Source organism: Streptomyces sp. NPDC050625, from assembly GCF_040654755.1.
Lineage (GTDB): Bacteria > Actinomycetota > Actinomycetes > Streptomycetales > Streptomycetaceae > Streptomyces.
The window spans coordinates 91,488-104,798 of record NZ_JBFAIQ010000025.1; the positions used below are offsets into that span (position 1 = coordinate 91,488).

Consider the following 13,311-nt stretch of genomic DNA (forward strand, 5'->3'; position numbering starts at 1 on the left):
TGCCGTGCGGCGTCAGCGGACCGGCGTGCCCTGCGGCTGCTGCGGGGCGATGCCCAGCGCCGTCGTGTACTTGGCCAGGGCGAGCTTGCCGATCGCCGGGTACGCGCCCAGCGCCTCGGCGGTCGCGCAGCCGGCCTCGGCGGCGGCCGCCTCCAGCAGGCCCGGGTCTATCTCGGGGCCGATCAGGTACGGCGCCAGCGCCAGCTGCTGCGAGCCCGAGGACCGCAGCTGCTCGGCGACGGAGGTGATCGCACCGTCCTGGTCCAGGGCCGCCGCCATCACCGGCACGGCAAGCCGCGCGGCGAGCAGCATGCCGGTGATCCCGGCCGCCTGCACGGCCTCGTCGCCGCCCACGGAGGCGAGGATGATGCCGTCGGCGGCGGTCGCCACCGTGAACAGACGGGCGCGGTCGGCGCGGGCGAGACCCGCCTCGGACAGCCGCACGTGCAGCGCCTCGGCGAGCAGCGGGTGCGGGCCGAGGACATCGGTCAGGTCGGCGGCGATCCGGCTGTCCATGACGGCCTGGCGCACCCGGCGCAGCAGCGCGCTGTCCGGACTGGCCAGCAGCGGGACGACGACGGCGACCGGGCCGTCGGGCTCCTTGACCTCGGCACCGGCGGCGACGGCCTGCTCGTAGCGGGCGGTGCGCTCCTCGGCGGCGTGCGTCAGGACGGACCGGAGGGTGGGGAACTCGGCATCGTCCCCGTCCAGGTAGCCGATCCGGGCATCCAGGCCGGGCAGCTCGGAGCGGGCGATGCTCACGACCTCCTCGGCGAGGCTGCGCGTGGCGGCGCTCGGCGTACCGGGCACCGCGAGGACGAGCGCGGGCGCGCCCTCGGGAGCCACCAGCGGTTCGGGGCGGCGGTGCCGTCCGGGCTGGCGGGGTCGCGGCATTCGTACTGGCAGGCCGGACGCGGGCCCAGTGGGGGAGCTCATGGAGCCGCATGTTAGTGGCTTCCTGGGCTCCTCTGTTCGGGGAGGGGGCAGGTGAGCGGTATCCGTCCGGTTTTGTCTGATGAGTTACGCGTGAATCAGAAGTGATCGGGGCGCGTGATGGACAGTTGCCCCACCAAGCGGATCAATCACCTTTTCCGGTCACGATGTACAACATCGTCTCTTCACTCGGCAGAGTGAGCCGACCCGTCGCAAGGTCGGTCGCGACCCGCACGGCGCCGTGCAACGGGTCCCCCTCGGCCGGGACCCGCAGCGCGTGCGGCAGCCGTCTCGCCAACTCCTCGGCGAGGGGTACGAGCAGCGGGTCACCCATCTTGAACAGGCCACCGGTGAGAGCGATCCGTGGCTCACCCGCCGCGGGGCACACCGCGGCGGCGGACTCGGCCATGTGCCGGGCCGCCGCACGCAGGATGCCGGCCGCGACCGGGTCCCCGTCCGCACAGTCGGCCACCCGGGGCGCGAAGGAGGCGAGGACCGCGGGCCGGTCGGAACGCGGGTAGAGCAGACCCGGCAGGCCCGTCACGGGGCCGAACTGCTCCTCGGCGCACGTCAGCAGCCGTACGGAGCCGCCGTCCCGCCCGTCGTGGGCGCGCAGCGCCGCCTCCAGACCGGCCCGCCCGATCCAGGCCCCGCTCCCGCAGTCGCCCAGCAGATGACCCCAGCCGTCCGCCCGACGCCAGCACGTCAGGTCGGTGCCGATCGCCACCAGCCCCGTGCCGCCGGCGACCACGGCACCCGGGCGCGGTCCCAGGGCGCCGGCATAGGCCGTGACGGCGTCGGCGGCGAGCGCGACGGTCCGCACGCCGAGCTCCCGGGCCAGCGCACCCGGCAGTTCGGCGCGCAGTGCCTCGCCCAGGGTGGCGAACCCCGCGGCGCCCACGACAGCCGTGTCCAGGCGGCTCACCCCGGTCTTGGCGACCAGGGCACGGACCATGGGCAGGAGCTGCTCCAGCAGATGGCCGGGATCGATCCCCCGCGCACCAGTGCGCACCGGCTCCCCGGACGCCCGCTGGGCCGACGGCTCCCGGCCGGCGACGCCGACCACGGCACGGAGGCCGGAGCCCCCCGAGTCGACGGCCAGGAAGCCGGATCCGTCCGCCGTGCCGCCGGTCACGGCAGGCGCCAGTCCACCGGTTGTCCCCCCTGCTGGATCAGGAAGTCATTGGCCCGGCTGAACGGGCGCGAGCCGAAGAAGCCGCGGTCGGCCGACATGGGCGAGGGATGGGAGGACTCCACCGACGGCAGGGAGCCGAGGAGCGGCCGCAGATTACGGGCGTCGCGTCCCCACAGGATGGACACCAGCGGCTTGCCGCGCCCGGCCAGCGCGCGGATGGCCTGCTCGGTGACCTCCTCCCAGCCCTTGCCGCGATGCGCCCCCGGGCTGCGCGGGGCCGTGGTGAGCGCCCTGTTGAGCAGCAGCACACCCTGCTGCGTCCATGGCGTCAGATCACCGTTGGACGGCTGCGGCAGGCCCAGATCGGTGTTCAGCTCCCGGAAGATGTTGATCAGGCTGGGCGGCAGCGGACGGACCTCGGGCGCGACGGAGAACGACAGCCCCACCGCGTGTCCCGGTGTCGGGTACGGGTCCTGGCCGACGATCAGGACGCGTACGTCGTCGAACGGCTGTTGGAAGGCCCGCAGAACGTTCGCTCCGGCCGGCAGGTAGGTGCGTCCGGCGGAGATCTCCGTGCGCAGGAAGTCGCCCATCTCGGCGATCCGTCCGGCGACGGGTTCCAGGGCCTTCGCCCAGCCCGCTTCGACGATTTCATGCAAAGGTCGTGGTGCCACGGGCGTCACCCTACTGCCGTACACAGGGTGACGATCAAGCGGTGGCCACAGTCCGACCGAGGTTGACCGAACCGTCGGCCCGGATGACCGGAACCTCCTTTCCTTGCGGGAGTTGACCTCATCCGACGGCCGCGGCCCGCACGCACAGCACGTCCGGCAGATGAGAGGCCAGCTGCTGCCAGCTGTCGCCGTCGTCCGCCGAGGCGTACACCTCGCCGTTGCGGTTGCCGAAATACACGCCCGCCGGGTCCGTGTCGTCCGTCCACAGGGCGTCCCGGAGCACCGTGCCGTAGTGGTCCTCCGTCGGCAGCCCGGCTGACAGCGGCTCCCAGCTCTTGCCCGCGTCCGCCGTGCGGAAGACCCGGCAGCGGTGGTCGGCGGGCACCCGGTCGGCATCGGCGTTGATCGGGAAGACGTACGCCGTGTCGGCGCGGTGCGGATGGGCGGCCACCGCGAAACCGAACGTCGACGGCAGGCCCTCGCCGATGTCGGTCCAGTGCGCGCCCGCGTCGTCGCTGCGGTACACACCCCAGTGGTTCTGCAGATACAGCCGGTCCGGGTTGCCCGCGTCCCTGGCGACCTTGTGCACGCACTGGCCGAACTCCGGGTTCGGATCCGGCAGGAACACCGCGGAGACACCGGAGTTGGACGGCACCCAGCTCGCCCCGCCGTCCGTGGTGCGGAACACCCCGGCCGTGGAGACGGCCACGGTCACGGCATTCGGGTCGCGCGCGTCGGTGAGCACCGTGTGCAGGCCCTCACCGCCGCCGCCCGGCACCCACTGGGAGCGGGTCGGGTGCTCCCACAGGGGACGCACCAGCTCGAAGCTCTCCCCCCGGTCCTCCGAGCGGTACAGGGCGGCCGGTTCCGTGCCGGCGTAGACCACGTCCGGCTCGGCGGCGGCCGGGTGCAGCTGCCAGACCCGCTCCAGCGAGGCGCCGGTGTCCTGGGGGAACTTGACGGCCGGCCGGGACGGCTCGGTCCAGGTGCGGCCCAGGTCGTCGGAGTGGAAGACGGACGGACCCCAGTGCGCGCTGTCGCCCCCGGCCAGCAGCCGCGGGGTGCTGCCGCGGGTGTCGAGGGCCACCGAATACACGGCCTGGGCGTTGAAGTAGGGACTCTCGTCGAACTCCCAGGACCCTCCTCGCCGCCGCCCGATGAACAGACCCTTCCGGGTGCCCACGGCGAGCAGTACCTCGGTCATGCCGACCACCTCCGGGACGTCTTTGTCGCAGACAGTTTTCAGACATCGGCCAGTGTGCACCCCGGCACTGACAACGACCCATGGGAACCACGTCGTCGCAGGTCGGAGGGCTGGTGTCGGCCTGTCGCGGAATTCCGGAGCGCACCTTGCGGCAGAAGCCTGCGCGAGCGGCGACTCTCGTGCGACCGTCGGGACGGGGGCTCGCCCTGAGCAACGAGAGGACCTCTCCCGTATGGGAGGGCGGTCCGGCCTGTCCGTGCGCTCGTCGAGGAGGATGCCGTTGAAGGCGTTCCGTGGTCCGAAGGTGTGGCTGTGGCGCTGGCGGCGCAACCCGCTCAGGCGTCGTGCCGACATGGTGGAGGCCTGGGTGCTGCTCGGCGCCTGGGGGCTCACCGTCCTGGCCGGGGTGCTCGCCGGTCTGGTGACGGCCCGCACCGTCGAGCACGGGCTGGCCCGGGAACGCCTGGAGTGGCGGCCCGTCGTGGCGCGGGTCATCGGAAAGGCGCCGGGATCCGCCGCGTCCGACAGCGGCGCCGGGGGCGGCGAGCGGGTGTGGGCGAAGGTGCGCTGGACCGTGGCCGACGGCTCCCTGCACACCGGCCAGGCACGGGTCGCGGCCGGCAGCGGGGCCGGCACACCGGTCACCGTCTGGACGGACCCGCAGGGCCACCTCGTCACCAGACCCGCCACCGCCTCCCAGGCCCACCTCCGCGCCGGCCTGATAGGCACCCTGGGCGGCGTGAGCGCGGCGGTCGTCCCCTTCGTGGCCGGCCGCGCCCTGCGCGGCCGGCTGGAACGCCGCCGCATGGACCGATGGGACACGGAGTGGGCCCGCCTGGGCCCCCAGTGGGGCCGGATGACGGGCTGATCCCGGTCAGCCGGACTGTGCGGTGTGCCGCCCGCCCGGCACCGCCGTGCGCGTCCCGTCCCGGCGCCCCCTACCTGTCCCCCACCACCTCGTGGCACCTCCTGAGCAACCTCTCGTCCTTCAGGATGTCGTGGTTGCCGTAGCCGCCCGCTCGGGCCGTGTGGCGGCGGGGGCTGGCGAGTTCCGTGGTCACCAGGTCCCACAGGGGCGCACCCGCGGGGCCCATCTCGGTGAGGAGCGCGGCCGTCGTGCCGCGTGTGCGGGGGTTCTCCGTCCAGGCGGAACGCAGGACGGGGAGCACGGGCTCGGGGTCACCGGCGTTGTGCCAGAGGGCGTACGCGGCGGACATCCGCTCCCGGAGCCGGTCCGACCCGGTCATGCGGCGCAGCGCGGGCAGCGCGGGGCGGGCCTCGGGACCGAGGCGGGCCAGCTCCGCGGCGGCGGCGCGTCGGCGGCCGGACTGTTCGTGCGTCAACTCCCGTAAGAGAACGGGGAGTACGGCGGAAGCGTCCCCCTCCACCGACCACAGCGCCCCCGCCGCCACGGCCGCGCACCCGGTGTTCAGCAACCCCCGCAGGTCCGGCACCGCCACGCGCGCGGCCGGCCCGAACGACCCCAGCGTGCGGACCGCGTGCGCCGCCACGGCCTCCCGGGGACCGGGGCCGCCCGGCGTGCCCCGCAGCAGCCGCAGCACCTCCCCGACGGCCTCGGAGTGGCCCAGGGCCCGGAGCGCCGAGAGCAGCGGTACGGCACGGTCGGTGACGTCGGGGGAGTCGAGGGCCACCCGGCCGAGCCCGCGGCGCAGCGCGGGCGCCAGCGGAGCCGCGGACCCGCCGAGATGGACGATCACATGTCCGAGGTCGTCGGGTACGACCGGCCCCGCGAGCACCTCGGCCAGCAGCGGCACCGCCCGCGGATCACCGCTTCTGGCGAGGGCCTTGAGCGGGCCGCCCAGCGTCGGAGCCCCGCGCTCCCACCGGTTGACCCGCAGTCCGGGCCGCTCGGTCAGCAGCGCGGCGAGGTCGTCGGCGGCGGGCGCGGCCAGCTCGAACAGCTCCGACAGAACGGACACCGAGGCGTCCCGCAACTGGTCCTGCTCCGCCCACAGCTGCGCGCCGATCAGCGCGACCGGTTCGGAATGGTCGGCGCGCCACTCGCGGAACAGCGCCGCCGACATCCACACCGCGTTGCACCGGTCGATCGGGTCCGGGCTGGTCAACTGCCCGCTGAGCAGGGCGGTCCGGTCGGTCACCCGGCCGCCGAGGGCGGTGTGGAGCGTCCGCAGCAGGTGCGAGCCCTCCTCGTCCGACGGGCGCAGGCGCCGTATCCGGCCGACGAGCGTGTCCGTCTCGGCCCGGTCCGGCCCGCCGCGGCGCTGCTCGGACCTGTCCCTGAGGAGCCGTACCACGGTGGGGACCAGATCGGCCGGGAGCCGGTCCGGCGCGCCGAGCGCGAGCTGGCCGAGCGCGGCGAGCCGCAGGCCGGGGTGGTACGGCGGAGCGCTCTGCGCGGTCAGGAGGTCCACCGCCGCGGCGGCGTGCCCGGGGTGGCGCCGTACGAACTGGCCGAGGCCCTCGGTCACGGCGAGCAGCACCCGGCCGTCCCGCTCGACCGTGAGCCGCTGCCGCAACACGTCCAGCACGCGTGCCGGTTCGTCCAGGAACCGTACGAGCGCCCCGGGCGCCGCCCGCCGCACCCCCGCGTCCGGGTCCCCGGCCAGCGCGACGAAGGCCTCCGCTCCCGCGCGCACCACGGTGTCCGCAGGTGCGTGGCCGGGCGCGGCGCACTCCTCGCCGATGCTCACCAGCAGCTCGACTATGCCGCCCCGGTCGGGTACCTCCGCGCGGGCCATGAGGCCGAACAGGAACGGCACGCAGGCCAGCGTCGAGTCGTACACGTTCCCCTGGTGGTGCACCGAGCCGTACATCCCGTCGAGCGCGATCTCCCGCTCGGCCGGGTCCGCGGAGGCGAGTCCCCGCAGCAGCGCGGGCACGTCCTCCGCGCTGCCGTACGCGTGCCGCAGCGAAGCCCAGTCGACCTCGTCGATCCCCGTGAACACGTTGTCCTCCCCCGGCGATTGCCACCTGATCGCGAGTCTGCACCACGGCACTGACAACGAAGCGGAGTCGGGTGGCGACTGTGTGCGATCCGTCGGCTGTCACCGGCCACGGAGCGTGCGCCCGGCGGGAGGGATCAGTTTCCGCCGGGCAGCGCCCGCTCCAGGATCGCGTCGAGGTCGGCCGCGCCGGACAGCGTGCCGAAGGAGTGCCCCCAGTCGCCGCCGAGCCGGCTCGCGCAGAAGGCGTCGGCGACTGCGGGTGGAGCGTGCCGCACCAGTAGGGAAGCCTGAAGGGCCAGGGCCATCAGTTCCACCAGCCGGCGGGCGCCGGTCTGATCGGTTTCGGCCAGTCGGTCCTTCAGCCGGGCCACGGCCGCGTCCAGCCGTGCGTCCGCCCCCTGTGCCAGAGCGAGTTCGGCGAACAGGGCCTCCGCGGTGGCGGGCTCGCGGCCGAGCGCCCGCAGCACGTCGAGCGCGTTGACGTTCCCCGACCCCTCCCAGATCGACAGCAGGGGTGCCTCGCGGTAGTGGCGGGGCATGCCCGAGTCCTCGACATAGCCGTTGCCGCCCAGGCACTCCAGGGCCTCCGCCGTGAAGGCCGGGCCCCGCTTGGTGACCCAGTACTTGCCGACGGCGGTCGCGATCCGCCGGAAGGCCTGTTCCCCGGCGTCCCCGCGCACCGCCCGGTCGGCCGCCCCGGCGAGCCGCAGCGTGAGCGTGGTGGCGGCCTCCGACTCCAGCGCGAGATCGGCCAGGACGTTTCGCATCAGCGGCTGGTCGATCAGCCGGGCGCCGAACGCGCTGCGGTGCCGCGCATGGTGGCCCGCCTCGACGAGCGTCTTGCGCATCAGCGTCGCCGAGGACATCACACAGTCCAGCCGGGTGCAGTTGACCATCTCGATGATCGTCTTCACGCCCCGGCCCTCGGGACCCACCAGCCAGGCCACGGTCCCGTCGAACTCCGGCTCGGAGGAGGCGTTGGACCGGTTGCCCAGCTTGTCCTTCAGCCGCTGGATACGGAAGGTGTTCCGGGTGCCGTCGGGCAGGACGCGCGGCACCAGGAAGCAGGACAGTCCCTGCGGAGCCTGGGCCAGCAGCAGGAACACATCGCACATGGGCGCCGACGTGAACCACTTGTGCCCGCGCAGGGTGTACACACCGGGCTCGGCGGTGGGCGTGGCCACCGTGGTGTTCGTACGGACGTCGGAGCCGCCCTGCTTCTCCGTCATGCCCATGCCCGCGAGCAGCCCCCGCTTCTCGGTGGGCACCCGCAGCCCCGGCTCGTACTCGCGGCTGGTGAGCAGCGGTTCGTAGACCTTGGCGAGCTCCGGCTGGGCGCGCAGCGCGGGGACGGCCGCGTACGTCATCGACGTCGGACAGCCGTGGCCGGCCTCGGTGTGACCCCACACCAGCCCGCCCGCGGTACGGGCGACGTGGGCGCCCGGCCGGGCGTCCGCCCACGGCGCGCCGGCCAGACCCTCGGCGACCGCGACCCGCATCAGGTGGTGCCAGCTGGGGTGGAACTCCACCTCGTCGATCCGGTTGCCGTACCGGTCGTGCGTGCGCAGCTCGGGCTCGTGCCGGTTGGCCTGTTCACCCCACTCCTGCGCCTGGGCGCTGCCGGCGCTCAGGCCGAGGCGCCGTACCTCCTCCTCGGCCCAGCCGGCCCCCTCGCGGCGCAGCCCTTCGAGGAGGGCCGGGTCCTCGGAGGCGTCGTAGGGCGCCAGGGGAGAGGCCTGGTTGGTGACGTCGTGGGTGGCGTACTGCGGCTGAGGCCGTGCGGGTGTCGAGACCATGCAGCCATGTTGCACTCTTCCTGCGGTTGTAGCAATGATGCAACAAGAAGGCGCACGTACAGTACGTGCCCATGCGGATGAACGTGTCAGTGCAGCCCGGCGAGGCCGACCTGCGGCCGCTGTCCGCGCGATCGGTCGTGCTGAGCCTGCTGCTGGGCACGCATCCGCCGGAGCTTCCGGTGAAGGACCTCGTGCGGCTGGTGGAGCCCTTCGGTGTCGGAGGCTCCACCCTGAGGGCCGCGCTCAGCAGGATGGTGGCCGTCGGTGACCTGCGGCGCACGGACGCCGTCTACGGGCTCAGCGACCGGCTGCTGGCCCGCCAGCGCCGCCAGGACGAGGCGCTGCACCCCCGCACGCGCGCGTGGGAGGGCGACTGGGAGATGGTGGTGATCACGGCGACCGGCCGCGGCCCCGCCGAACGCGCCGAGCTGCGCGCCCGGTTGACCGCCCTGCGCCTGGCCGAACTCCGCGAGGGCGTGTGGCTACGGCCCGCCAACCTGGTCCGCTCCCTGCCGGACGACCTGGAGCGGGTGGCCCAGTCCTACGGCGCCCGCCCCGATGGTTCCGCGCACGAGCTGGCCGCCCGCCTGTGGCCGCTCGACGCCTGGGCCGACACCGCCCGTGCGCTGCTCGCCCATGTCGCCGGGTCCCACCGTCCGGCCGATCTGCTGACCGCCTTCGCCGCGGTCGTACGCCATCTGCTCACCGACCCCGTCCTGCCTCCCGGGCTCCTGCCCGCCGACTGGCCGGGCGAGGCCCTGCGCACCGCGTATGCGGACTATCAGCGGGAGCTGGCCCGGTCAGTCAGGTGATCTCTCCGTCCGGCGGCGCGGCCTTCGCCTCACGGGTGGTAGAGGACGCATGTGAGCGCTCAACCGCCGTCCGGCCCGCCGCCCGGTCCGCTGCACGGAGCGTCGGAGCCCGAACCGCCGCCGCCCCCGCCTCCTCGCCCTTCTGCTGCTCGGCGACCCTGGTGGCGTGGCGTGCCCGCGCTCGTCGTCGCGGTGCTCGCCGTCGTCGGCATCGCGGTGGTGTTCGCGATGTCCAGGGGTGGTGAAGGCGGCACGAAACAGGACGCCAGCACCGCCGCGTCGGCTCGCGAGCTCACGAGACGCGTGGCACTGACCCCCGCGGACTGGGGATCCGGTTTCACCCGGAGCGATCCCTACGAGAACGAGGAGAAGTCCGAGGGCGTGACCGATCCCGACTGCAATTACGTGACTCAGCCGATCGCGAACGCACTGGCCGTGCTGCAGCGCAGCGTCAGGAAGGAGGACAGGACGGTCTATGCGAACTCGACGGTCGTGGTCTACCGGAACGCGAGCTCCGCTCAGGCGGACGTGGCTCGGCTGCGCTCGGACGTACAGCGGTGCCCGATGGAGAAGGAAGCCGGGAGCAAGGCGAGATGGGAAGGCGTCCACGCGGTCGACGTCCCGCGGCTGAAGGGCTTCGACGAGGTGGTGGGGGAGGAGGGCCACCTGGTCGCCGACGAGAACGGCCGGCCGGCGGACGCGTACTACACGTATCTCACCGGCCGCAAAGGGCGCTACCTGGTGCAGACGTACGTCACCCGCGGCGGCACCCCGGCGCAGAACCGCAGTGACGCCACGAATGCGCTCTCCCTCATGCTGAGCCGCCTATAGCGCGCATGTCACACCGACCGGTGATACTGCTCCGGCACCCGCACTTCGCCCCCGAGCTCACGTGCCGCCAGCCGCGGCCAGGACGGGTTGCGGAGCAGCTCGCGGCCCAGCAGTACCGCGTCCGCCTCGCCGTTGGCCACGATCTTGGCCGCCTGCTCGGCATCCGTGATCAGGCCCACGGCGGCGACCGGCATCGAGGTCTCGGCCTTCACCCGGGCGGCGAAGGGGACTTGGTAGCCGGGGGCGACGGGGATGCGGACGCCGGAGGCGCCACCGCTGGAGACGTCGAGCAGGTCGATGCCGTGGGTGTGCAGTTCGCCCGCGAAGCGGACCGTGTCGTCCGGGGACCAGCCGTTCTCCTCCAGCCAGTCGGTCGCGGAGATGCGGAAGAACAGCGGCTTGTCGTCGGGCCACACCGCCCGTACGGCGTCGACGACCTCCAGGGCGAAACGGGTGCGGTTCTCGTACGAGCCGCCGTATGCGTCGGTGCGGTGGTTGGAGTGCGGGGAGAGGAATTCGCTGATCAGATAGCCGTGGGCGCCGTGGATCTCGACGATCTCGAAACCGGCGTCGAGGGCGCGGCGGGCGGCGGCCGCGAACTGCTCGACGATCGCCCTGATCTGGTCCACCGTCAACTCGTCCGGCACCGGGTGCCTGTCGTCGAACGCGACGGGGCTCGGCGCCAGCGGCTGCCAGCCGTGTGCCTCCGGGCCGAGCGGGGCGCCGCCCTTCCAGGGCCGGTCCGTGGAGGCCCTGCGGCCGGCGTGCGCGAGCTGGACCGCGGGCACGGTGCCCTGCGCGGCCAGGAAGCCCGTGATCCGGCGGAACGCCTCGGCCTGGGTGTCGTTCCAGAGGCCCAGGTCGTACGGCGAGATCCGGCCCTCGGGAGAGACGGCCGTGGCCTCGACGACGATCAGACCGGCGCCACCGGTCGCGCGGGCCGCGTAGTGGGCGAAGTGCCAGTCGTGCGGGGCACCGGTCAGCGGGCCCTCGGGGGCGGCCGAGTACTGGCACATCGGGGGCATCCAGACCCGGTTCGGGATGGTCACTTCGCGCAGGGTGCAGGGCTCGAAGAGTGCGCTCACGGCGGACTCCATTCGTCGCGGGGGCCAGTGGCAGGCTCGTACGATAGGCATCGTAGTACGGTTGATGTCAAACTACGATGGTTCTCGTACAATGAAGGTGCCGATCAGCCGAAGTGGAGCCGCCGCCGTGACCAGTAGCACCGACGCGACCAGTCGCGCGCTTCCGCATCCGAGCTGCGACGAGATCCGTCTGGAGGCCGTGCTGCACGCGCTCTCCGATCCGCTGCGGCTGCAGATCGTGCGCGATCTCGCCACCGACGGCGGTGAGCTCTCGTGTTCGCACTTCGACCTGCCGGTCACCAAGTCCACGACCACGCACCACTTCCGGGTGCTGCGTGAGAGCGGAGTGATCCGGCAGGTCTACCGGGGCACGGCCAAGATGAACGGCCTGCGCAGGGGGGACCTGGAGCGGCTCTTCCCGGGGTTTCTCGACAGCCTCCTCGCCGCCGCCGACAGTCAGGCGGTCCGCCTCGGGGGCGGCGGCTGAGCCGGCACGGTCTCCGCGACCGGGCCGCGTACAGGGCGAACCGGCCTGGCTACCCGGCCGTCGTCCGTGCCGCCGTCAGCAGCGAGTCCCAGTCGGCCAGCTTGACCACGCTGCGGCCCAGCGACGCCCCGAGTTCCGCCTCGGCCCGCTCGATGGCCTGCCAGCCCGCCCACGCCACCGGCTCGATCCCCGCAGCCTTCAGTGCCGTGACGGGGTCCGCCGGCACGTCCCGGCGTTCGAGCACGGGGGCGTCCGCCAGCAGGGACGTCGCGGTCTCCTTGGCGCAGGGGCGGTTGGTGCCGATGACGCCGGTCGGACCGCGCTTGATCCACCCGGACACATACTCGCCCGGGGAGGCGAGGCCGTCGCGCACGACGCGGCCTTCCTCGTTCGGCACGGTGCCGGTGCGCGGGTCGAACGGCAGCCCTGCCAGGGGCACTCCGCGATATCCCACCGAGCGCAGCACCAACTGCGCCTCGATGTCCTCGAAGTGACCCGTGCCGGTCACCCCGCCGTGCCCGTCCGGCGCGGTCCGCTCGAAGCGCACCGCGCCCACCCGCCCTTCCTCGGCGAGGAGTTCGACGGGGCGCAGGAAGAAGCGCAGCCCGATGTGGCGTGCCGCGTCCCCGGGCGGCCGGTCCGCCCAGCCGCGCAGCACCTCCACGTTGCGGCGCTGCGGCGCGGGCAGTCCCGACGGGTCGGCGTAGGCCGGGTCCAGCGCCAACTCGACCCGGTCGACGGCGACTTCGGTGTCGGGCAGGCCGCCCAGCTCGCGCAGCTCCTTGGTGGTGAAGCGGGCCTGCGAGGGGCCGCGCCGGCCCACCATGTGCACGTCGGTCACCCGGCTCGCGGCCAATGTGGTCAGCGCCGCCTGCGGCATGTCGGTGGGGTTCAGCTCCGCCGCCCCGCGGGCCAGCATCCGCGTCACGTCGACCGCGACATTGCCCACGCCGATGACCACGGCCGACCTGACCTCGTGGACGAAGTCCTCGGGCCGGGAGTCGGGATGCGCGCTGTACCAGGACACGAACTCGGTCGCCGACCAGCTGCCCGGCAGATCCTCGCCGGGAATGCCCAGGTGCCGGTCGGTCGCGGCGCCCACGCAGTACACCACCGCGTGGTACAGCTCCCGCAGCCGGTCCACCGGCAGCCCGCGGGTGCCGCCGATCTGCACGCCACCGAGGAACCTCACCCGGTCGTGCTCCAGGACCGTCCGCAGGTTTCCCTGCAGCGACTTGATCTTCTCGTGGTCCGGTGCCACGCCGTAGCGCACCAGACCGTACGGGCACGGCAGGCGGTCCAGGACGTCGACCCGCACCTCGGAGTCCTGCTGGATCAGGCTCTGGGCGGTGTAGCACCCGCTCGGCCCGGAGCCGACAACGGCGACACGCAGCACGGCGGAACCCCTTCCCCGGAAGGCCGGAGGA

General features: G+C 73.4%; 12 protein-coding genes. 4 read left to right on the forward strand and 8 right to left on the reverse strand.

Annotated elements, in window-relative coordinates; translation table 11 throughout:
• Window positions 1-12 precede the first annotated feature (12 nt).
• From AB0I54_RS36930 to AB0I54_RS36945, 4 genes are all read right to left on the reverse strand, one after another.
• Window positions 13-936, reverse strand: coding sequence for a hypothetical protein (locus AB0I54_RS36930; protein WP_363300652.1), 924 nt, complete (start codon window positions 934-936; stop codon window positions 13-15).
• A 142-nt stretch (window positions 937-1,078) separates the two neighbouring features.
• Complete coding sequence (locus AB0I54_RS36935) at window positions 1,079-2,068, reverse strand: BadF/BadG/BcrA/BcrD ATPase family protein (protein WP_363300653.1); 990 nt, start codon at window positions 2,066-2,068, stop codon at window positions 1,079-1,081.
• Window positions 2,065-2,742, reverse strand: coding sequence for a uracil-DNA glycosylase (locus AB0I54_RS36940; RefSeq protein ID WP_363300654.1), 678 nt, complete (start codon window positions 2,740-2,742; stop codon window positions 2,065-2,067). The genes AB0I54_RS36935 and AB0I54_RS36940 overlap by 4 nt, the downstream gene beginning before the upstream one ends.
• Window positions 2,743-2,860: 118 nt before the next feature.
• On the reverse strand, window positions 2,861-3,946 hold the full coding sequence (locus tag AB0I54_RS36945) for an exo-alpha-sialidase (protein WP_363300655.1): 1,086 nt from the start codon (window positions 3,944-3,946) through the stop codon (window positions 2,861-2,863).
• Window positions 3,947-4,220: 274 nt separating this feature from the next.
• Between AB0I54_RS36945 and AB0I54_RS36950 the strand changes: the two genes are divergently transcribed.
• A complete protein-coding gene (locus AB0I54_RS36950; RefSeq protein ID WP_363300656.1) occupies window positions 4,221-4,814 on the forward strand; it encodes a hypothetical protein in 594 nt (197 codons plus the stop codon).
• Between the two features lie 70 nt (window positions 4,815-4,884).
• On the opposite strand, the gene AB0I54_RS36955 is transcribed toward AB0I54_RS36950, so the two are convergent.
• The gene (locus AB0I54_RS36955; RefSeq protein ID WP_363300657.1) at window positions 4,885-6,873 is read right to left on the reverse strand and encodes a HEAT repeat domain-containing protein; all 1,989 of its coding nucleotides are present in this window, start codon (window positions 6,871-6,873) and stop codon (window positions 4,885-4,887) included.
• Window positions 6,874-7,007: 134 nt separating this feature from the next.
• Window positions 7,008-8,669 carry a DNA alkylation response protein gene (locus AB0I54_RS36960; protein WP_363300658.1) on the reverse strand — a complete coding sequence of 554 codons (1,662 nt, stop codon included), beginning with the start codon at window positions 8,667-8,669 and terminating at the stop codon, window positions 7,008-7,010.
• A gap of 71 nt (window positions 8,670-8,740) precedes the next feature.
• Between AB0I54_RS36960 and AB0I54_RS36965 the strand changes: the two genes are divergently transcribed.
• Window positions 8,741-9,481, forward strand: coding sequence for a PaaX family transcriptional regulator C-terminal domain-containing protein (locus AB0I54_RS36965; RefSeq protein WP_363300659.1), 741 nt, complete (start codon window positions 8,741-8,743; stop codon window positions 9,479-9,481).
• Between the two features lie 171 nt (window positions 9,482-9,652).
• Window positions 9,653-10,312: a hypothetical protein gene (locus AB0I54_RS36970; protein ID WP_363300660.1), complete on the forward strand. Its 660-nt coding sequence runs from the start codon at window positions 9,653-9,655 to the stop codon at window positions 10,310-10,312.
• A gap of 8 nt (window positions 10,313-10,320) precedes the next feature.
• Here the strand turns inward: AB0I54_RS36970 and AB0I54_RS36975 are convergent, their stop codons facing one another.
• Complete coding sequence (locus tag AB0I54_RS36975) at window positions 10,321-11,397, reverse strand: NADH:flavin oxidoreductase/NADH oxidase (RefSeq protein WP_363300661.1); 1,077 nt, start codon at window positions 11,395-11,397, stop codon at window positions 10,321-10,323.
• A 127-nt stretch (window positions 11,398-11,524) separates the two neighbouring features.
• Between AB0I54_RS36975 and AB0I54_RS36980 the strand changes: the two genes are divergently transcribed.
• A complete protein-coding gene (locus AB0I54_RS36980) occupies window positions 11,525-11,884 on the forward strand; it encodes a helix-turn-helix transcriptional regulator (protein ID WP_363300662.1) in 360 nt (119 codons plus the stop codon).
• Window positions 11,885-11,933: 49 nt separating this feature from the next.
• Here the strand turns inward: AB0I54_RS36980 and AB0I54_RS36985 are convergent, their stop codons facing one another.
• Window positions 11,934-13,280, reverse strand: coding sequence for an FAD-dependent oxidoreductase (locus AB0I54_RS36985; protein WP_363300663.1), 1,347 nt, complete (start codon window positions 13,278-13,280; stop codon window positions 11,934-11,936).
• Window positions 13,281-13,311: the final 31 nt, after the last annotated feature.

Excerpts from the sequence above, each read along its gene's own strand:
- AB0I54_RS36930 (WP_363300652.1), bottom strand. The coding sequence starts at position 936 with ATGAGCTCCCCCACTGGGCCCGCGTCCGGCCTGCCAGTACGAATGCCG.
- AB0I54_RS36945 (WP_363300655.1), bottom strand. The coding sequence starts at position 3,946 with ATGACCGAGGTACTGCTCGCCGTGGGCACCCGGAAGGGTCTGTTCATC.
- AB0I54_RS36950 (WP_363300656.1), top strand. The coding sequence starts at position 4,221 with ATGCCGTTGAAGGCGTTCCGTGGTCCGAAGGTGTGGCTGTGGCGCTGG.
- AB0I54_RS36960 (WP_363300658.1), bottom strand. The coding sequence starts at position 8,669 with ATGGTCTCGACACCCGCACGGCCTCAGCCGCAGTACGCCACCCACGAC.
- AB0I54_RS36965 (WP_363300659.1), top strand. The coding sequence starts at position 8,741 with ATGCGGATGAACGTGTCAGTGCAGCCCGGCGAGGCCGACCTGCGGCCG.